This is a genomic window from Streptomyces sp. NPDC002588 (genome assembly GCF_040295925.1).
Classification (GTDB): Bacteria; Actinomycetota; Actinomycetes; order Streptomycetales; family Streptomycetaceae; genus Streptomyces.
Map to the genome: position 1 here is coordinate 13,359 of NZ_JBEOWF010000035.1, position 20,025 is coordinate 33,383.

Annotated in this window: 15 protein-coding genes; 2 read left to right on the plus strand and 13 right to left on the minus strand. The window is 69.6% G+C overall.

Annotated features, from left to right (window positions below; genetic code table 11):
• Positions 1 to 378 precede the first annotated feature (378 nt).
• Together rpoB and ABT057_RS33080 are read left to right on the plus strand one after the other, a co-directional pair.
• The gene (gene rpoB, locus ABT057_RS33075; RefSeq protein ID WP_352347338.1) at positions 379 to 3,864 is read left to right on the plus strand and encodes a DNA-directed RNA polymerase subunit beta; all 3,486 of its coding nucleotides are present in this window, start codon (positions 379 to 381) and stop codon (positions 3,862 to 3,864) included.
• Between the two features lie 94 nt (positions 3,865 to 3,958).
• Complete coding sequence (locus ABT057_RS33080) at positions 3,959 to 7,858, plus strand: DNA-directed RNA polymerase subunit beta' (RefSeq protein WP_352347339.1); 3,900 nt, start codon at positions 3,959 to 3,961, stop codon at positions 7,856 to 7,858.
• Between the two features lie 85 nt (positions 7,859 to 7,943).
• On the opposite strand, the gene ABT057_RS33085 is transcribed toward ABT057_RS33080, so the two are convergent.
• From ABT057_RS33085 to ABT057_RS33145, 13 genes are all read right to left on the minus strand, one after another.
• Positions 7,944 to 8,210 (minus strand): hypothetical protein, encoded by a 267-nt coding sequence (locus tag ABT057_RS33085; protein WP_352347340.1) that lies wholly within the window; start codon positions 8,208 to 8,210, stop codon positions 7,944 to 7,946.
• Positions 8,207 to 8,482, minus strand: coding sequence for a hypothetical protein (locus tag ABT057_RS33090; protein WP_352347341.1), 276 nt, complete (start codon positions 8,480 to 8,482; stop codon positions 8,207 to 8,209). The genes ABT057_RS33085 and ABT057_RS33090 overlap by 4 nt, the downstream gene beginning before the upstream one ends.
• A 15-nt stretch (positions 8,483 to 8,497) precedes the next feature.
• Positions 8,498 to 9,373 (minus strand): peptidoglycan-binding protein, encoded by an 876-nt coding sequence (locus ABT057_RS33095; protein ID WP_352347342.1) that lies wholly within the window; start codon positions 9,371 to 9,373, stop codon positions 8,498 to 8,500.
• Between the two features lie 72 nt (positions 9,374 to 9,445).
• Positions 9,446 to 9,907, minus strand: a complete 462-nt coding sequence (locus ABT057_RS33100) for an ATP-binding protein (RefSeq protein ID WP_352347343.1) — start codon at positions 9,905 to 9,907, stop codon at positions 9,446 to 9,448.
• A 12-nt stretch (positions 9,908 to 9,919) separates the two neighbouring features.
• Positions 9,920 to 10,663 carry a hypothetical protein gene (locus tag ABT057_RS33105; RefSeq protein ID WP_352347344.1) on the minus strand — a complete coding sequence of 248 codons (744 nt, stop codon included), beginning with the start codon at positions 10,661 to 10,663 and terminating at the stop codon, positions 9,920 to 9,922.
• On the minus strand, positions 10,663 to 11,805 hold the full coding sequence (locus ABT057_RS33110) for a hypothetical protein (protein WP_352347345.1): 1,143 nt from the start codon (positions 11,803 to 11,805) through the stop codon (positions 10,663 to 10,665). The genes ABT057_RS33105 and ABT057_RS33110 overlap by 1 nt, the downstream gene beginning before the upstream one ends.
• 36 nt (positions 11,806 to 11,841) lie before the next feature.
• Positions 11,842 to 12,864 (minus strand): hypothetical protein, encoded by a 1,023-nt coding sequence (locus tag ABT057_RS33115; RefSeq protein ID WP_352347346.1) that lies wholly within the window; start codon positions 12,862 to 12,864, stop codon positions 11,842 to 11,844.
• 28 nt (positions 12,865 to 12,892) lie between these two features.
• Positions 12,893 to 14,077, minus strand: coding sequence for a hypothetical protein (locus tag ABT057_RS33120; protein WP_352347347.1), 1,185 nt, complete (start codon positions 14,075 to 14,077; stop codon positions 12,893 to 12,895).
• A 27-nt stretch (positions 14,078 to 14,104) separates the two neighbouring features.
• Complete coding sequence (locus tag ABT057_RS33125; RefSeq protein ID WP_352347348.1) at positions 14,105 to 15,325, minus strand: hypothetical protein; 1,221 nt, start codon at positions 15,323 to 15,325, stop codon at positions 14,105 to 14,107.
• Positions 15,326 to 15,370: 45 nt separating this feature from the next.
• Positions 15,371 to 16,570 (minus strand): hypothetical protein, encoded by a 1,200-nt coding sequence (locus tag ABT057_RS33130; protein WP_352347349.1) that lies wholly within the window; start codon positions 16,568 to 16,570, stop codon positions 15,371 to 15,373.
• A 4-nt stretch (positions 16,571 to 16,574) separates the two neighbouring features.
• Entirely contained in the window at positions 16,575 to 17,495 is a 921-nt protein-coding gene (locus tag ABT057_RS33135) for a phage distal tail protein (protein ID WP_352347350.1), read from the minus strand.
• A 43-nt stretch (positions 17,496 to 17,538) separates the two neighbouring features.
• The gene (locus ABT057_RS33140; protein WP_352347351.1) at positions 17,539 to 18,807 is read right to left on the minus strand and encodes a phage tail tape measure protein; all 1,269 of its coding nucleotides are present in this window, start codon (positions 18,805 to 18,807) and stop codon (positions 17,539 to 17,541) included.
• Positions 18,804 to 19,997 (minus strand): phage tail protein, encoded by a 1,194-nt coding sequence (locus ABT057_RS33145; RefSeq protein WP_352347352.1) that lies wholly within the window; start codon positions 19,995 to 19,997, stop codon positions 18,804 to 18,806. Before ABT057_RS33145 ends, ABT057_RS33140 begins: the two co-directional genes overlap by 4 nt.
• Between the last annotated feature and the right edge of the window lie 28 nt (positions 19,998 to 20,025).

The following is a 20,025-nucleotide window of genomic DNA, read 5'->3' on the forward strand; positions in this document are numbered from 1 at the left end:
CCCGCGGCCCGGGCTTACGTAGGGGGCCTTGACGAACCGCACGCAGCGCGCAATTCTCAGGACGCGTCGTCACAAGGATCCGAATCCGAGGCATGGATCGACGGCGAAGAGGGCAGTATCAACGCGTTGAAGGCAGGCATGTGGCGCAGGCGTTGAGGACAACGAGGGTCCCTGAAAGACGGGACTGGACATCAGTGTGCCGAGTGGCTACACTGACCCTTTGCGCTGCCTGTTAGCTGTCCCCTGTCCGTCACCAGGGGTCTGCCCTCCCTCGACCACCGACGACCGAAACCGCCCTGAGCTGGGGTTTCTGTCTCTGTGTCCGGGAGAGGGGCCGGTACGCGCGTAGTGAGTCCGAGCCCTCGGAAGGACCCCCTCTTGGCCGCCTCGCGCAACGCCTCGACCGCGAATACGAACAACGGCGCCAGCACCGCCCCGCTGCGCATCTCCTTTGCAAAGATCAAGGAGCCTCTCGAGGTTCCCAACCTGCTCGCGCTGCAGACCGAGAGCTTCGACTGGCTGCTCGGCAACACCGCCTGGCAGAGTCGGGTCGAGGAGGCTCTGGACAACGGTCAGGACGTCCCCACCAAGTCCGGCCTCGAGGAGATCTTCGAGGAGATCTCCCCGATCGAGGACTTCTCCGGGTCGATGTCGCTGACCTTCCGCGACCACCGTTTCGAGCCGCCGAAGAACAGCATCGACGAGTGCAAGGAGCGCGACTTCACGTACGCGGCTCCGCTCTTCGTGACGGCCGAGTTCACCAACAACGAGACCGGCGAGATCAAGTCCCAGACGGTCTTCATGGGCGACTTCCCGCTCATGACCAACAAGGGCACGTTCGTCATCAACGGCACCGAGCGTGTCGTGGTGTCGCAGCTGGTCCGTTCGCCGGGTGTCTACTTCGACTCCTCGATCGACAAGACGTCCGACAAGGACATCTTCTCCGCCAAGATCATCCCGTCCCGGGGTGCCTGGCTGGAGATGGAGATCGACAAGCGCGACATGGTCGGCGTCCGCATCGACCGCAAGCGCAAGCAGTCGGTGACCGTCCTCCTGAAGGCGCTCGGCTGGACCACCGAGCAGATCCTCGAGGAGTTCGGCGAGTACGAGTCCATGCGCGCCACCCTGGAGAAGGACCACACCCAGGGCCAGGACGACGCGCTGCTCGACATCTACCGCAAGCTCCGTCCGGGCGAGCCCCCGACGCGTGAGGCCGCGCAGACGCTGCTCGAGAACCTCTACTTCAACCCCAAGCGCTACGACCTCGCCAAGGTCGGCCGCTACAAGGTCAACAAGAAGCTGGCCGCGGACGCGCCGCTGGACGCGGGCATCCTGACCGTCGAGGACATCATCGCGACGATCAAGTACCTGGTGAAGCTGCACGCCGGCGAGACCGAGACGGTCGGCGACAGCGGTGACACGATCGTCGTCGAGACCGACGACATCGACCACTTCGGCAACCGTCGTCTGCGCAGCGTCGGCGAGCTCATCCAGAACCAGGTCCGCACCGGTCTGGCTCGTATGGAGCGCGTCGTGCGTGAGCGCATGACGACCCAGGACGTCGAGGCGATCACGCCGCAGACGCTGATCAACATCCGGCCGGTCGTCGCCTCCATCAAGGAGTTCTTCGGCACCAGCCAGCTGTCGCAGTTCATGGACCAGAACAACCCGCTGTCGGGTCTCACCCACAAGCGCCGTCTGTCGGCTCTCGGTCCGGGTGGTCTCTCCCGTGAGCGGGCCGGCTTCGAGGTCCGTGACGTGCACCCCTCGCACTACGGCCGCATGTGCCCGATCGAGACGCCCGAAGGCCCGAACATCGGTCTGATCGGCTCGCTCGCCTCCTACGGCCGTGTCAACGCGTTCGGCTTCGTGGAGACGCCGTACCGCAAGGTCGTCGACGGCGTCGTCACCGACGAGGTCGACTACCTGACGGCCGACGAAGAGGACCGCTTCGTCATCGCGCAGGCCAACGCCACGCTCGACGACGACCTGCGCTTCACCGAGAACCGCGTCCTGGTCCGCCGCCGTGGCGGCGAGGTCGACTACGTCCCCGGTGACGACGTGGACTACATGGACGTCTCGCCGCGCCAGATGGTGTCGGTCGCGACCGCCATGATCCCGTTCCTCGAGCACGACGACGCCAACCGTGCCCTCATGGGCGCGAACATGATGCGCCAGGCCGTGCCGCTCATCAAGAGCGAGTCCCCGCTCGTCGGCACCGGCATGGAGTACCGCTCCGCCGTCGACGCCGGCGACGTGGTCAAGGCGGAGAAGGCGGGTGTGGTCCAGGAGGTCTCGGCCGACTACATCACCACCGCCAACGACGACGGCACGTACATCACCTACCGGCTGGCCAAGTTCGCCCGCTCCAACCAGGGCACCTCGGTCAACCAGAAGGTCATCGTCAACGAGGGCGACCGGATCATCGAGGGCCAGGTCCTCGCCGACGGTCCGGCCACCGAGAACGGCGAGATGGCCCTCGGTAAGAACCTGCTCGTGGCGTTCATGCCGTGGGAGGGTCACAACTACGAGGACGCGATCATCCTGTCGCAGCGCCTCGTGCAGGACGACGTCCTCTCCTCGATCCACATCGAGGAGCACGAGGTCGACGCCCGTGACACCAAGCTCGGCCCCGAGGAGATCACCCGGGACATCCCGAACGTCTCCGAGGAGGTCCTCGCCGACCTCGACGAGCGCGGCATCATCCGTATCGGCGCCGAGGTCATCGCCGGTGACATCCTCGTCGGCAAGGTCACGCCCAAGGGTGAGACCGAGCTGACGCCGGAGGAGCGCCTGCTGCGCGCGATCTTCGGTGAGAAGGCCCGTGAGGTCCGTGACACCTCGCTGAAGGTGCCGCACGGCGAGACCGGCAAGGTCATCGGTGTGCGCGTCTTCGACCGCGAGGAGGGCGACGAACTGCCGCCCGGCGTCAACCAGCTGGTCCGTGTGTATGTTGCGCAGAAGCGCAAGATCACCGACGGTGACAAGCTCGCCGGCCGCCACGGCAACAAGGGCGTCATCTCCAAGATCCTGCCCATCGAGGACATGCCGTTCCTCGAGGACGGGACCCCGGTCGACATCATCCTCAACCCGCTCGGTGTGCCGTCCCGAATGAACCCGGGACAGGTCCTGGAGATCCACCTCGGCTGGCTCGCCAGCCGCGGCTGGGACGTCTCCGGTCTCGCCGACGAGTGGGCGCAGCGACTGCAGGTCATCGGCGCCGACGCGGTCGCCCCGGGCACCAACGTCGCGACCCCGGTCTTCGACGGTGCGCGTGAGGACGAGCTCGCGGGTCTGCTCCAGCACACCATCCCGAACCGCGACGGCGAGCGCATGGTGCTCCCGTCCGGCAAGGCGCGGCTGTTCGACGGCCGTAGCGGTGAGCCGTTCCCGGACCCGATCTCGGTCGGCTACATGTACATCCTGAAGCTGCACCACCTGGTCGACGACAAGCTGCACGCCCGGTCGACCGGCCCGTACTCGATGATCACCCAGCAGCCGCTGGGTGGTAAGGCCCAGTTCGGTGGCCAGCGGTTCGGCGAGATGGAGGTGTGGGCGCTGGAGGCGTACGGCGCCGCCTACGCCCTCCAGGAGCTGCTGACCATCAAGTCCGACGACGTCACCGGCCGCGTGAAGGTCTACGAGGCCATCGTCAAGGGCGAGAACATCCCCGAGCCCGGCATCCCCGAGTCCTTCAAGGTGCTCATCAAGGAGATGCAGTCCCTGTGCCTCAACGTGGAGGTGCTGTCCTCGGACGGCATGTCCATCGAGATGCGCGACACCGACGAGGACGTCTTCCGCGCTGCGGAGGAGCTTGGCATCGACCTGTCCCGGCGCGAGCCGAGCAGCGTCGAAGAGGTCTGACGGGAGTCCGGAGGCCTTCGCCATGAAGGCCTCCGGCCCCAGGACCCCCGTATCAGACCCCATGACTTACAACCCTGAGAGGGATTGACGCATAGTGCTCGACGTCAACTTCTTCGACGAGCTCCGGATCGGTCTGGCCACCGCTGACGACATCCGTCAGTGGAGCCACGGCGAGGTCAAGAAGCCCGAGACCATCAACTACCGCACCCTCAAGCCCGAAAAGGACGGACTCTTCTGCGAGAAGATCTTCGGTCCGACCCGGGACTGGGAGTGCTACTGCGGCAAGTACAAGCGCGTCCGCTTCAAGGGCATCATCTGTGAGCGCTGTGGCGTCGAGGTCACCCGCGCCAAGGTGCGCCGTGAGCGGATGGGCCACATCGAACTGGCCGCACCCGTCACGCACATCTGGTACTTCAAGGGTGTCCCGAGCCGGCTGGGCTACCTGCTGGACCTGGCTCCCAAGGACCTCGAGAAGGTCATCTACTTCGCGGCGTACATGATCACGTACGTCGACGAGGAGCGCCGCACGCGTGACCTGCCCTCCCTGGAGGCGCACGTCTCCGTCGAGCGGCAGCAGATCGAGAACCGTCGCGACGCCGACCTCGAGGGCCGCGCCAAGAAGCTCGAGACCGACCTGGCCGAGCTCGAGGCCGAGGGTGCCAAGGCCGATGTGCGCCGCAAGGTGCGCGAAGGCGCCGAGCGCGAGATGAAGCAGCTGCGCGACCGTGCCCAGCGCGAGATCGACCGGCTCGACGAGGTGTGGACCCGCTTCAAGAACCTCAAGGTCCAGGACCTCGAGGGCGACGAGCTGCTCTACCGCGAGCTGCGCGACCGCTTCGGCACGTACTTCGACGGTTCGATGGGTGCCGCGGCGCTGCAGAAGCGCCTGGAGTCCTTCGACCTCGACGAGGAGGCCGAGCGTCTCCGCGAGATCATCCGTACCGGCAAGGGCCAGAAGAAGACCCGTGCGCTCAAGCGCCTGAAGGTCGTCTCCGCGTTCCTGCAGACCAGCAACAGCCCCAAGGGCATGGTGCTGGACTGCGTGCCGGTCATCCCGCCGGACCTGCGTCCGATGGTGCAGCTGGACGGTGGCCGCTTCGCGACCTCCGACCTGAACGACCTGTACCGCCGTGTGATCAACCGCAACAACCGTCTGAAGCGGCTTCTCGACCTCGGCGCGCCCGAGATCATCGTGAACAACGAGAAGCGCATGCTCCAGGAGGCCGTGGACGCGCTGTTCGACAACGGCCGTCGCGGCCGTCCGGTCACCGGTCCGGGCAACCGCCCGCTGAAGTCCCTCAGCGACATGCTGAAGGGCAAGCAGGGCCGTTTCCGTCAGAACCTGCTCGGCAAGCGTGTCGACTACTCGGCGCGTTCCGTGATCGTCGTCGGTCCGCAGCTGAAGCTGCACCAGTGCGGTCTGCCGAAGGCGATGGCGCTGGAGCTCTTCAAGCCGTTCGTGATGAAGCGGCTCGTGGACCTCAACCACGCGCAGAACATCAAGAGCGCCAAGCGCATGGTGGAGCGCGGCCGCACCGTCGTGTACGACGTCCTCGAAGAGGTCATCGCCGAGCACCCGGTGCTGCTGAACCGTGCGCCCACCCTGCACCGCCTCGGCATCCAGGCCTTCGAGCCGCAGCTGGTCGAGGGCAAGGCCATCCAGATCCACCCGCTCGTCTGCACCGCGTTCAACGCGGACTTCGACGGTGACCAGATGGCCGTGCACCTGCCGCTGTCCGCGGAGGCGCAGGCCGAGGCCCGCATCCTGATGCTGTCCTCGAACAACATCCTCAAGCCCGCCGACGGCCGTCCGGTGACGATGCCGACCCAGGACATGGTCCTCGGTCTGTTCTTCCTCACCACCGACGGCGAACTGCGTGACACCAAGGGCGAGGGCCGGTCCTTCGGCTCCACGGCCGAGGCGATCATGGCGTTCGACGCCGGTGAGCTGGCCCTGCAGTCGGCGATCGACATCCGCTTCCCGGTGGGCACCATCCCGCCGCGCGGCTGGACCCCGCCGGTGCAGGAGGAGGGCGAGCCCGAGTGGCAGCAGGGGGACTCGTTCCGTCTGCGCACCACGCTGGGCCGCGCGCTCTTCAACGAGCTGCTGCCCGAGGACTACCCGTTCGTCGACTACTCGGTGGGCAAGAAGCAGCTCTCCGAGATCGTCAACGACCTCGCCGAGCGTTACCCCAAGGTCATCGTGGCGGCGACGCTCGACAACCTGAAGGCGTCCGGCTTCTACTGGGCCACCCGTTCCGGTGTCACCGTCGCCATCTCCGACGTCGTCGTTCCCGAGGCGAAGAAGGAGATCGTCCGCGGGTACGAGGCGCAGGACGAGAAGGTCCAGAAGCAGTACGAGCGCGGTCTGATCACCAAGGAAGAGCGCACTCAGGAGCTCATCGCGATCTGGACCAAGGCGACCAACGAGGTCGCCGAGGCGATGAACGAGAACTTCCCCAAGACGAACCCCATCTTCATGATGGTTGACTCGGGTGCCCGAGGAAACATGATGCAGATGCGGCAGATCGCCGGTATGCGTGGTCTGGTGTCGAACGCGAAGAACGAGACCATCCCGCGTCCGATCAAGGCGTCCTTCCGTGAGGGCCTGTCCGTGCTGGAGTACTTCATCTCCACGCACGGTGCCCGTAAGGGTCTGGCGGACACCGCCCTGCGTACCGCCGACTCGGGTTACCTCACCCGTCGTCTGGTGGACGTCTCGCAGGACGTCATCATCCGCGAGGAGGACTGCGGCACCGAGCGCGGCCTCAAGCTGGCCATCGCCGAGCGCGACGAGACCGGTGTGCTGCGCAAGGCGGGCAACGCCGAGACGTCCGTGTACGCGCGCTGCCTCGCCGAGGACATCGTCGTGGACGGCAAGGTGCTCGCCCCGGCGGGCGTCGACCTCGGTGACGTCCTGATCGACGTGCTGGTCGGCGCCGGCGTCGAGGAGGTCAAGACCCGCTCGGTCCTGACCTGCGAGTCCGCCGTCGGCACCTGCGCCATGTGCTACGGCCGCTCGCTGGCCACCGGCAAGCTGGTCGACATCGGTGAGGCGGTCGGCATCATCGCCGCCCAGTCCATCGGTGAGCCCGGCACCCAGCTGACGATGCGTACCTTCCACACCGGTGGTGTGGCCGGTGACGACATCACCCAGGGTCTGCCGCGTGTCGTCGAGCTCTTCGAGGCCCGTACCCCGAAGGGTGTCGCCCCGATCGCCGAGGCCTCCGGCCGGGTGCGCATCGAGGAGACCGAGAAGACCAAGAAGATCGTCATCACCCCGGACGACGGCAGCGACGAGACGGCGTACCCGATCTCGAAGCGTGCCCGTCTGAAGGTCGGCGAGGGCGAGCACGTGGAGGTGGGCGAGCAGCTCACCGTGGGTACCCAGAACCCGCACGACGTGCTGCGCATCCTGGGCCAGCGTGCCGTCCAGGTCCACCTGGTCGGCGAGGTCCAGAAGGTGTACAACTCGCAGGGTGTGTCGATCCACGACAAGCACATCGAGATCATCATCCGGCAGATGCTGCGCCGGGTGACGATCATCGAGTCCGGCGACGCCGAGCTGCTGCCCGGTGAGCTGGTCGAGCGCTCGAAGTTCGAGACCGAGAACCGTCGTGTGGTCCAGGAGGGCGGTCACCCGGCCTCCGGTCGTCCGCAGTTGATGGGTATCACCAAGGCCTCGCTGGCGACGGAGTCCTGGCTGTCGGCCGCCTCCTTCCAGGAGACGACCCGAGTTCTGACGGACGCGGCGATCAACGCCAAGTCCGACAGCCTCATCGGCCTCAAGGAGAACGTCATCATCGGTAAGCTCATCCCGGCCGGTACGGGTCTGTCCCGCTACCGCAACATCCGGGTGGAGCCGACCGAGGAGGCGAAGGCCGCGATGTACTCGGCCGTCGGCTACGACGACATCGACTACTCGCCGTTCGGCACGGGCTCCGGCCAGGCCGTCCCGCTGGAGGACTACGACTACGGTCCGTACAACCAGTAAGAACGAGTAGAAGGGCGGTCACCCCGTTTCGTACGGGGTGACCGCCCTTCGGCGTTCCTGGGTTCCTGGGTTCCTGCGTTCGTGCCTAGCGTGCGGTCAGCTCCCAGACCGTCACGGCCACCGTGGCGACGGCGGCCAGTGCGCCGATGCTGGCCACCGGCCAGCGCGAGCGCTCCAGCGCGTCGAGGCGCTGCTCATGGTCGGCGAGCTGCTTGTCGGTCTGGTCGCTGCGCTGCACGAGCAGCGCGAGCGAGCCGTCGACCCGGGCGAACCCGGCCTCGACGGTGCCGCGCAGCCGCTCCAGTTCCACGGCGACGGAGGTGGGGTCGGAGAACGGGTGGGGTTCGTTCACGCATCCCTCCGTTCCTCGCGTGCCTCGGCCAGCGACAGCAGTGCGGCGTCCCCGTTCGGCGGGGAGTCCGTGCGCAGCCATCCGGGCAGCAGGGCCTGGACGGCGGGCAGGGCCATGGTCCTGGTCACGGCGGCGGCGACGGCCAGGGCGCCGGCGATCCAGGGGAGGGTGTCGGGGATGCCGGCGGCGCCGACGACGGTCGGCAGCAGGACGCACAGGCCGACAGCGGTCTGGAGAACGGTGCGGAGGGTCCGCTTGGCGGCCTCTGACATGTGCTGACCTCGCTCTCAGATGTGGGGGACCCGCAGCGCCGCCCAGGACTTGGCGCCGGGCCAGCCGTCGGCGGCGGCGCCGGTGTAGCCGAGCTTGCGCTGCCACTTGGCGTAGGAGAGCCGGTCGGCCTCGGTCCACTGCGGGCCGGGGCCGGAGGCGTACGCCGAGCAGCCGACGGCGACCAGGCGCTTGCCCATCGCGGTGACGATCGCCGACTTCGGGTTCTTGTGGAACCACTCGGTACCCGGGAAGGGCTGGTAGGCCGCCGGCTTCGTCGTGCTCGGCCCGGTGGGCCCGGCGCCGAGCCGGGCGGCGACCCGGTCGCGGAAGTCCGCCATGGCGAAGCCACGCGGGTCGATCTTGGTGTTCGTCCACTCCTTGTGGCCGATCACGGAGTGCGCGCTCCAGCCGTGGGCCCGGCACAGCGCGGCGGAGGCGCGAACCATGGCCTCCAGCTGGACGTCGGGCCACGGGTCCTTGCCGTCGCCGAGGTTGACGCACTCGAAGCCGTAGAAGTGGACGTTGCCGTCGGTGTCGTTCTGGTTCGGCGCCGGCAGGGTCGTGCTCTCGGCGACGACGGCGCGCAGGACGTCGCCGTCGCCGCTGCCGGCGTGGTTGGCGCGGCCGTTGCCGACGAGGTGGACCGTGCCGTCCTTGGCGATCACGCCGTGGCAGAGGGGGCCGGGCAGGGCCGAGTAGCCGTTGAAGCAGATGCTCACGGAGTTGCTGGTGCCGGAGGTGACGGTGTGGTGGATGATCACGCCGTTCACCGGGCCCCAGCTGCCCTTGCTGTTGCGGTTGTGGGTACGCCAGCCGGAGTGCTCGACGACGGTGACGCCCTCGGATCTGAGGGCCGCGACGAGGGCGTCGGCGGAGAGGGGGTTCGCCATGGGTGGTGCCTCCCTGGGGAGTTTTCGGGCATGAGAGAACCCCGGCCGGCGGGGGCGGCGCGGGGCGGGTTTTCAGAGGCCGGAGCCGGGCTCGGAGTCGGTCTCTGCTTCGGAGTCGGTCTCTGTTTCGGGCTCCGGATCAGGCTCCGGCTCGGGGTCGGGCTCCGGCTCGGGATCCGTCGTCCACGTCGCGCACAGCGCGGTGTACGCGGCCGTGTTCTCCCGGAAGTCGGCGAGCGCCGCGGCGACCGCCCGCTGGACGGCCGTCTGGTCGGGGGTGACCGGCGCCGTTTCGGCGGGGTCGATGGTGATCCGGCCGTAGCCGCGGAGCACGGTGGCGTTGTCACCGGTCTCGCTGAACTGGGCGGTGACGGTGACGGACGCGTAGCGGCCGGTGATCGAGTCCGGCTCGATGACGGAACTGAGGCTGCTGTCGGTGACGTTGACGTGGATCGTGTGGCCGTCCTCCACGAGGGTGGCCCGGCCGGCGTAGTCGATCGTGATGCCCCAGGGCTGGGTGGGGTCGATGTCCATGGGTCCTGCCTTTCAGCTCTGGCGGCCGTACATGAGGACCGGGGTCGCGTAGACGGTGCCGGCCGTGGCGATGGCCTGGATCTCGACCTTGACGGCGTTGGCGGAGGGGGCGAAGACCGTGGCGAAGTCGGCGGCGACCGCGTCGGTGTAGTCGAACTCGCTGCCGGCGGTGACCGTGGGACCCCATTGGGCGCCGCTGACCAGCACCCGGACCTGGCCGGACCCGCCGGAGCTGACCCCGGTGCTCAGCCGGAGCCGCATCTTGGGCTGCCAGATCGGGTTGTACGAGAGCGCGATCGTCGTCCAGGCCGTCGCGGCGGTCTGCGGCCAGCGTGTCTGCGTCGTGTCCTGCGGGGGCAGCATGGCCAGCCACGGGCGGGCCACACCGCCGCTGTTGACGTCGTCGGAGAAGATCTCCCGGTTGCCGTTGTCGTAGATCCGCAGCGGCTGGAGCGAGCCGGCGGTGCCGTCGCCGTTGAACAGGGTCATGGCGAGGCTGCCGGTCTGGCGGTGGATCTCCAGGCCGTATTCCGCGTCCTTCCAGGAGCCGACCCGGAACATCGGGTCGTCGCTGTTGGGCCGCTGCACCAGGAAGGTGCCGCCGTCGGTGACCTTCAGGGTGCCGTCGCTGATCTTCACCTCGCCGCCGGTGATCGTGTTGAGCGCGGGGCGGGAGTTGACGGCGGTGGACAGTTGCTGGATCCGGCGTTCCATCTGGGTCAGCCGGTCGATGATGTCTTCGGGGAGCTGGGGCATCAGGCCTCCTCCAGGTAGAGCTCGGCGGTGTCGGGGCGGCCGCGCTGCGCCGGGCTGACCTTGACGCCGATGATCCGGTAGCGGGCGTCGAGGCCCTCGGTCCACCACTCGTCGGTGACGCGCAGCCGGACCGTGCGGCCGAGCAGCGCGGGCGGCACCAGGTCGTCCAGGCGGACGCTGATCTCGGGGATCACCACGGCCCCGGCGCCCTCGGCGAGTTCCGCGTTGGCCAGCGACTTCAGGACGGTGGTGCTGGCCACGTCGTTGTGGTCGGAGGTCAGGTCGATCCGCGGGTAGCCGGCGGCGATCAGGGTCCGGCCGACCGCGATGTCCGCGTCGGCGTACAGCGGGCGGGACTCGACGGCCTGGCTGGTGTTGTCGGTGGCGCCGCGGGCCCGGGCGGTGGTGCCGCCGCGGGTGGCGTCGCGCGGGAAGGAGTACGACAGGACCGAGCCGGGACGGTCCATCACCAGGTCGGTGCTGCCGATGCCGATCTTCGGGCTGCCCAGGCGCAGCCGGCGCACGCGTGCGCCGCTGACCGGGTCGCGGTAGACGCCGATGTGGTGCTCGAAGCCGTTCTCCTGGGCGGCGAGCGCGTCCAGTGCCTCCAGGTAGACGGTCTCGTCGCCGTCGCGGTAGGCGACCGAGCGGGGCTGCGGGGGATCGGAGGTCTCGTAGCCGTAGCTGACGCCGATGTTCCCGCCGGGGACCGTGGTCCCGGTCTCGTCGTCGAACTTGCCGGTCTGCAGGTGCTCCCAGAGTTTGCGCGCCACCACCAGCTGGTCGGTGTTCTGGAAGTTGAGGTCGTCGCGGATACGGCGGCGGCCGGCGTAGGACTCGAAGGTGGCCGCCTGGATGCCGAGGGAGAGCACGCCCTGGTCGTCGCTCTGCAGGGTGGCCGTCCAGACGATGCCGCCCCACCACAGGTCGTTGCCGCGCTGGAGGTAGACCGAGGTGCGGCCCTCCTCGATACGGCGGACCCGGGCGGCCATCGCCGTGTCCGGCACGGGGATGGTGCCGGAGAGCGAGCCGGCCTTGCCGATGTAGTCGTCGACGGTGACGTCGCGCAGGGGCAGGATGTCGATGGTGCGGTCGCTGAGCAGGTCGCAGAAGATCGCTCGGTAGGGAGTGGTGATGCTCATGGGCGGATCAGCTCCTCAGGCCTGTGCGGGCGGCGGTCACAGGACGAAGCACGCGGAGAACCGCAGGTTGTTGCCCACCTGGATCACCCCGCTCGTCGCCCAGGCGACGAGCTGGACCGTGCCGTCGGCGGCGATCCGGACCGCGCCGCTCGCGTAGCCGTCGCTCGCGGTCGCGTAGGTCTCGACGGCCGGCCGCCAGCCGGCCGGCAGCACGCAGATCGCCTCGTCCGCGACGTTGCCGGGGTTGGTGGTGCCGGCGGCGGTCGCGGTGAGGGCGCTCGTGGTGCGCAGGAGTCCGACCGAGAACGAGCACACCCCGCGGGTGCGGCGGGCGCCGTACCACGACAGCGACCAGCTGCCGGTGACGGTGAGTCCGGTCGTGAGCGTCTCCACGACGAGCGGCGGCTGATAGTCCGTCCAGGCCGTGCCGGACCAGCGCTGGACGACCCCGTTCAGGTCGCGGTACTGGCCCGGGTAGGACCCGTTGGTGGTGTCGGTGGTGACCGGCAGGATGCCGCCGACGCCGACCGTGGCGGTCCGGCGGCCGACGAGCGCGTTGGCCCAGTCGATGGGCGTGGTGCCGGCGCTCGCGCCCTTGGGCACGGTCACCTCGTACAGCGGGAGGGCCAGGGCGGGTACGGCCGGGACGGCCGGGGTGGCGGCCGGGGTGCCCTTGACGATCTCGACGACGGCCTCGGTGCGGCCCGAGCCGTCGTAGGCGTCGTCGTACACGCGCAGGACGACCAGGTCGACCCGGCCGTACTGGGCGTCGCCGTCGGCGAACACCAGGGGCAGGTACTCGGTGAGGGCGACCGGGTAGGCGCCCTGGGCGTCGGACCCCTGGATCACCGCGCGCCCCGGGCTGACGGTGGCGGACAGGGTGCCGGCGGTCCCGGTGAGGGTGAAGCCGGAGATGCGGTAGAGGCCCTCGGCGGAGCCCGGCAGGACGCCGGAGCGGGTGGCGACGGGCGAGGTCGGGGTGAGGGCGCCCAGCGAGACGAGGCGGGTGTCCTCACGGGACTGGCCGTCGGGGGAGAGCCAGCCGGAGCGTACGGGCATGGTCTGCTCCTTTCGGTGAGACGGGAGGTCAGGCGATCGGGTCGACGCGCAGATAGTGGGAGTCGAACCAGGAGGTCACGCCGGAGGTGGCCGAGCGGTACATCGCGGTGACCGTGTAGGTCGTGCCTGCGGTGAGCGCACTCATCCGCAGCTGGGTGGACACCGACTCGCCCAGCGAGCCCGAGCCGGTGGCGGACCGGTCGTCGGAGGCCGCCCAGACCACCGTGGAACCCTGGGTGATCTGCGGGGACATATGTGCCTGGGCGGTCTCGGTGCCCGAGGTGGAGATCCGTGCGCCCAGACCGAGGATCACGGCGCCGGAGGGCGGTGCGACGAAGGCGAGGGTGAACGCCGTACCGGTGCTCAGGGTGGCCGTGTACGCGGTCGACGTGGTGGTCCCGGCTGCCAGCGACGAGACGAACACCGGCCCCGGCACGGCCGGCAGCCAGCCGCTGCCGTTCCAGCGCTGGAGCTGGCCGAGGGAGGAGTCGCGGTACTGCCCGGCGTAGCCGCCGGTGGTCAGCACCCCGGCCGGGACGATCCCGCCGACGCCCTTCGGGTACGGCACCCAGGCGGTGGAGTCCCAGCGCTGGAGGGTGCTGTCGATGTCGCGGTAGTGGCCGGGGTAGCCGCCGGGCGCGGTGTCGTCGGAGCGGGTCGGCAGGATGCCGCCGACGGCGACCGTGGTGGGCCGCAGGTCGACGCGGGCGGTGTCCCAGGCGATGCCCCCGCTGCCGGCGCCGGCGTTCTTGGCGACGGCGACCGTGAACAGGACGAGCGAGGCGTCCGGGGCGGTCGGCGCTACCGGGGTGGTGGCCGGGGTGCCCTTGACGATCTCGACGGCGGCCTCGGAGCGGCCGGAGGCGTCGTACAGGTCGTCGTAGATCCGCAGGACGACCAGGTCGATCCGGCCGTACTGGGCGTCGCCGTCGGCGAAGACCAGCGGGACCGGGTCGGTGACCGCCACCGGATAGGCGCCGCGGGCGGCCGTCGACTGGATGACGGCGCGCCCGGGGCTCACGGTGGCGGTCATGGCGCCCGCGGTGCCGTTCAGCCACAGGCCGGTGACCCGGTACAGGCCGTTCTCCGAGCCGGGCAGGACACCGGAGCGGCCCTTGCTGTCGGTGACCGGGGTGAGTGCCCCGGTCTGGGTGAGCCGGGTGTCCTCGCGGGTCTGGCCGTCCGGGGACAGCCAGGCGGAATGCACGTTCATGAGGGTGTCCCCTTGCTGGCGAGCGCCTCAGGAGGCGGACTCGTACGTGCCGTGGATGGAGAGGATGTCGTTGGTGGCCCAGGTGAACGGCAGGGTCTTGTCCCAGGCGGTGGCGCTGGTCTTGAAGGTGTCGCGCACGGAGCGGACGTATCCGACGCCGCTGGTGACCGCGAGCAGTCCGCTGCCCTGGTAGAACAGGCCCGCGGAGGCGTCGAAGGCCTCCACGCCCAGCACCCGGCCGTCCAGCTTCCAGGCGGTGGACGTCGGCACGACCGGCAGCCCGAAGGTCCAGGCGCCGGGGCTGGTCTGCGCGGAGAGGTTGGTCGTGGAGCCGATCTTCAGATAGATCCGGACGTGCACCACCGTGCCGATCTTCGCGTACGAGCCGACGATGGTGCCGTTGCCGATGGCGGGCGCGGTGCCCGCCTCGGCGCCCCACGCCGGGGTGTAGTCGGTCCAGGTGGGAACCGGCTGGTACGACACCCAGCCGGTGCCGTTCCAGCGCTGGAGCCGGCCGTCGGAGGAGTCGCGGTACTGGCCGGTGTAGCTGGCGGTGGTGACCGCGCCGGCCGGGGCGATGCCGCCCAGCGCGCTGGGGTAGCCGACCCAGGCCGAGCCGTCCCAGCGCTGGAGGGCGCCGCCGGAGTCGCGGTACTGGCCCGGGTAGGCGCCGTTGCCGGTGTCGCCGACCACGGGCAGGATGCCGCCGACCGCGACAGTGGGCGTCCGCAGGTCGATGACGTCGGTGTTCCAGCTGACGCCGCCGTTGCCCGCGCTGCGGCCCGCCGGGATCCGCACCTGGTAGATCGGCAGGGCGATGCCCGGGAGCGCCGGGACCGCCGGGGTGGCGGCCGGGGTGCCCTTGACGATCTCGACGGCGGCCTTGGTGAAGCCGGAGTCGTCGTACAGGTCGTCGTAGATCCGCAGGACGACGAGGTCGATCCGGGGGCTCGCGGCGTCGCCGTCGGCGAAGGTGAGGGACATCTGCTCGGGCAGGGTGACCGGGTAGGCGCCCTGGTTGCTGTCGGCCTGGATCACGGCCCGGCCCTCGTGGACGGTGGCGGTCATGGTGCCGGCGCCGCCGTCCATCCAGAAGCCCGACAGCCGGTACAGGCCGTCGTACGAGCCGGGCAGGATGCCCGAGCGGACCTCCAGGGGATTGGCCGGGGTGGTGGCGCCCAGCTGGGTCAGCCGGGTGTCCTCGCGGGTCTGGCCGGTCTCGGCCACCCATGAGCTGCGCAGGTTCATCTGCTGGTCTCCTGTGTCGTCCGTGTTCTCCGGGGGCGGGTGAGGTCAGGACCTGCGCCATTCGGCGCTGAGGTTGCTGGCGTAGCCGGAGCCGCCGAGCGTGGTGATCGTGGCGCCCGAGCTCTGGTATCCGTAGAGGGCGAGCTTGTCGCCGGCCGCCAGCTTCACCAGGGCGGTGCCGCCCACACTGGCCGCGCCGGGGCCCGCGCCGATCAGGTAGGTGGCGCGGGGCAGGCCGGTGCCGTTGACGTAGAGGCGCGCCCCGCGCGAGCCGACGGAGTTGGTCTCGGTCCCCAGCCAGCTGACGCAGAGCGAGATCCGCCACCAACCGGCGCGCGGCACGGTGTATGCGTTGGACCCGGTCCAGCCGCCGGTGTCGTCGACGTCGACGGTGTTCAGGGTGAGCTGCGTCCAGGCGCCGGTGGCGACGGACTGGGTGGTGGTCTGCGAGGCGCTGAACAGGATGGTCGTACGGCCCTCCGCGTAACTCCAGGCGCTTCCGTTCCAGCGCTGCAGCAGACCGCTCGCGTCCTCCCGGTACTGGCCGGTGTAGCTGCCGTTCTCCACCGCGCCGGAGGGGGCGATCCCGCCGGCGGACCTCGGGTACGGCACCCAGGCGGAGCCGTCCCAGCGCTGCAGGACGCCCGACTCCTCGCGGTACTGGCCGGCGTAGGCGCCGTTGAAGCCGCCCGCGGGGACGATCCCGCCGAGGGCCACGGTCGGGTAGCGCAGACTGATGACCGCGGAGGCCCAGTCCAGGCCGCCGGTGCCGGCCGAGCGGCCCTTGGGCACCAGGATCCGGTAGAGCGGCAGGGCACTGCCGTCCGGTGTGTTCGGCACCACGGGGGTGGCCGCGGGGGTGCCCTTGACCAGGCGGACCTTGGCCGCGGCCTCGGCCGTGCCGTCGTAGACGTTGTCCTGTACGACGAGTTCGACCAGGTCGATCCGGTCGTACTGGGCGTCGCCGTCCGGCACGGTCAGCGTCTCCGGTTCGGTCACCGCGACCGGATAGGCGCCCTGGTTGATCCGGCCGCCCTGGACGAAGGCACGGCCGGTGCCGATGGTGAAGGTCATGCCGCCAGTGGCGCCGGTGAGCGCGAAGCCGCCGGGGACGATGCCGCCGCGCGCCTTGAGCGGGATGTTCTCGGCGGCACCGGCGTTCACCGTGAGCAGGCCGGACAGGGTGAGCCGGGTGTCCTCGCGGGTCTGGCCGTTCTCGGTGAGCCAGGCGCTTCGTACGGTCATGTGATCACCACTCCGCTGCTCGCCAGCGCACCGTCATCCGGGCGCCGGTGTCGTAGGTGTCGGGTCGGAAGGCCAGCTGGGCACGGCCGGGGGCGAAGGCGAAAAGTTCCTCGGGGCTGCTGTCGGCGGCCGCGGTGTGCCGACGGGAGGCGGTGCCGTTGAGGGTGACCGTGCCGGCCGCGGTGTCCACGACCAGCTCGTCCCCGGCGGCGAGCCCGATCTCGTAGCGCAGCCGCAGCGACGAGGTCCGGTCGGTGACCGTCGGGTTGCCGCACGGGCCGGTGAAGGTGATCAGCGGGTGGGTGGGCGCGGAGCCGTCGTTGTCGGCGTTGACGTCTCCCGTGGAGGCCGCCTGTCCCCAGTACAGCGGCCAGGTCAGCGGCCAGGTCAGCCCGCTCTCCGGCTGCGGGGCGCCGGTGACCGCGGTCTGCTCGGTGACCGAGTAGCGGCGCGGGTCGGTGGCGTACCACTGCACGGCCGCCCGGGAGACGCCCTGGGTGGTGTACGTCCGGTCGGCGGCCAGCACGCGCTGGCTGACCCGGGCCCGCACGGCCAGCGTCTCGCCGTGCAGCCGGACCGCGAGCCAGCGCTCCTCGTCACCGAGGAGCAGGGCCTGGCGCAGGGCGCGCATGGCGCCCAGCGACGAGGCGGTGTCGTCCTGCGGCGGCACGGTCCACACCGTGCCGCCGACCTTGCGGGGCTTGGCGTAGCGGGCGCCCGGCCAGGCGCCGTGCGCGGTGGGCCGGTCGGCGTCGGAGGAGTCGTACTCCGGCAGGTCCTCCCAGCCGCTGAGCCCGCCGCGGTCGATCTCGTACGGTGTGCCGGGCCCCATCAGCAGTCCGGCCCACTGCATCTGCCCGTCGCGGGTGATGAGTGAGCCGGGGGCCACATCGTCGGTGTATGCGGTTGTCGTGTTCTCGGCCATGTCGGCCGTCACCTCGCTCTCGGTCGCGGGTGTGGGCGGAGGGCTATGTGCAGGCGTGGGCGGAGGCGAGGAAGAGGAGGTCCTCGGCCGTGCCGCGGGCACCGGCGCCCCGGCTCTCGTGGAACTCCTTGACGCGGTAAGGCGGCCCGGAGGCGGCCCGGTGTCGTCGGGCGAGCGCCCGCTGCCGGTCCAGGGCGGTCAGCGGCAGCACCCGGCCCGTGCGGCGGGAGGCGCCGGGGACCGCGACACCGCCCTCGGCGAGCATCGGGATCCTGTCCAGGTGCACGCCGAACTTCTTGCCGAGGATGCTGAAGCTGAGGCCGTTGAGCTTGTCGATGACCCAGTTGGCGAAGGCGATCAGGCCCTGGACCGGTCCCTTGACGACGCCGGCGACGGTCTGCGCGCCGGTGGTGACGAACTGGCCCAGCGCGTCGAGGGTGCGGGAGGTGGCGTCCTTGATCCGGGTGAACATCCGGGGGATGTCCTGGGTGATCCAGTTCAGCGCGGGCCTGACCGCGTCCTTGAACCCCCGCCAGATCGACGACACCCTGCCGCTGAGCTCCCGGGTGTCCCCGGTGGTCAGCGCCTTGAGCACGGCGAAAGCGGTGCCGACGAGGGCGCCGATGGCGGTGAGCGCGGCGGTGACGAGGTGGAGATAGCCGGTGACGTAGATGTTCACCGCGCTCGCGATGGCCTTGAGCAGCGGGGTCATGGCGGTCAGATAGCCCTCGACGTACTTCAGTACGAGGGTGGCGAGCTGCTGCATCAGCTTCTGCCCGGTCTCGGAGTTCAGCGCGAGATCGAGCAGCCAGCCGGCGACGGGGAGGAGGAGGCCGGTGACGAAGCCGATGGGGTTGGCGCGGGTGAGGGCGTTGATGACGATCATGACGCCGGAACCGATGGTCATGAGGGTGCCGAAGGTGCCCATGAGGTCACCGAGCACACCGGATGCCCCGATGAGGGCGCCGACGATCGCGAAGACACCGCCGAGGGCGGACTTGAGGCCGCCGAGTGCCTTCGTGGAGCCCTTGGCGCCGGCGGACCTGATGCCGGACGCGGCGGTGGCGGCGGTCTGGGCGCTCTTGGTGACGGAGCGGGTGGCGGCTTCGGTGTTCTCCTTGACCTGGCGCAGCGCGGTGCCGCCCTGGTCGGCGGCCGAACGCACGCGGTCGACCGCGGATCCCGCGCTCCTGATCCGGTCCGTGCAGGTGCGCAGGGCTCCGCCGCCCTGTTCGAGCCGGGCCCGGAAGGAGCCCAGGGCGGAGGCGACACCGGCCAGCGGGTCGGTCACGGAGATCGCCGCGGCAGTCATCCGCGTGCCTTCGCCAGGAACATCAGCGCGTCGGCGGTGCGCTGCGGACTGCTCGTCTCGGCCGCGTAGTAGTGCTCGATGTGCAGCGCGCCGCCGGTCCCGGTGGCCCCGGCGTACGCCGAGCCCTGGGCGGCGGCCCGCCTGAGCAGCCGGTCGAGCTTGCTCAGCGGCAGGACGGCCTCCGCCTCACCGGCCTCGGCGAGGATCGCCGGGACACCGCCGGAGCGGGGCATGACGACACCGCCGGTGGCCAGCATGGGGATCCTCGGCAGGCTGACGCCGAAGGTCTTGCCGCCGACGCCGGGGACCCAGCCCGGGATGGAGACCTTGATGCCGTTGAGGGCCCCGATGGCGCGGTTGATGATGCCGATGACCGCGTTGATCGGGCCCTTCACCGCGCTCTTGATGCCGTCGAAGGCGCGGCTCGCGATGCCCTTGAGACCGCCCCAGATGCTGGACAGCTTGTCCTTGACGGCCTTGAAGGCGTTCGGGATCGCCGACTTGACCCAGCTGACGACCGGGGAGATGACGGCCTTGATGCCCTTCCACACGCTGGAGACGACCGTCTTGATCGCGTTCAGCGCGGTGCTGATGACCTTCTTCCAGGTGTTGACGTAGGTCTTGATGACGGTGGCGATGGCCTTGACCACGGCCGAGATCGCCGACTTGATGCCGCTCCAGACCGACTTGATCAGCTTGGCCGCGTTCTTCATGATCGGCCCGATGGCCTTCATGACGTTGCTGATCACGGACTTGATGACCTCGAAGGCCGTCTTCAGGACCTTCTGCATGGTCTTGGAGTTGGCCGCCATGTCGACGACTTTCTCGATGAGCGGCGCGAGGAGATCCATGAGCATGCCGAAGAAGTTGCCCTTCATCGACTTGTTCATCTTGTCCTGGCCCTTGGCCGCCTTGCCGGCCCCGGACTCGTACTTCCCGAGGTTCGTACCGGCACTGGAACCGGTCTTGCCGGCCTTGCCGAGGGATTTTTCGGCCTGGTCGGAGGCGGTCTTGAGGTCCTTGAGCTCCTTTTCGGAACTCTGTGCGGCCGTCTTGATGGCCTTGAGTTGAGTGGCACCTTTCTGTCCTGCGCTGCCGATGTCCTTGGCGGCGGTGGAAGCACCCGAGGCCTTCTCCTTGAAGTCCTGCAGTGATCCGGACGCCTTCTTCATAGAACTGACGAGGGACATTTCATGCCTCCTTCGGGCTGGTTACGCA